Genomic DNA, 246 nt, shown 5'->3' with positions numbered 1-246 from the left:
CCCCCCCAGATTACTACGCGTCTCGTGGGCTCGGAGATGTGTATAAGAGACAGCGGCAGACGCTCGGCATCGTCGGTGAGTCGGGCTCGGGCAAGAGCGTCACGAGCATGTCGATCATGGGCCTGCACAAGCCGGGCACGGTCCGGATGACCGGCTCGATCCGCCTCGACGGGCAGGAGCTCGTCGGCGCCCGTCCGGAGACCGTGCGCTCGCTGCGCGGCAAGAGGATGGCGATGATCTTCCAGG

The 246-nt window shown here is 66.7% G+C and carries 1 protein-coding gene; it reads left to right on the top strand.

Annotated elements, in window-relative coordinates; translation table 11 throughout:
• A partial coding sequence (locus tag ACPYOM_RS23340) for an ATP-binding cassette domain-containing protein (protein ID WP_481347797.1) occupies positions 1-246 on the top strand: 246 nt, incomplete at both ends.

Source organism: Monashia sp. HAY1-2A (genome assembly GCF_056755315.1).
Note: the sequence above shows the minus strand (reverse complement) of the source record. Positions and strands in the feature narration are given on the sequence as shown.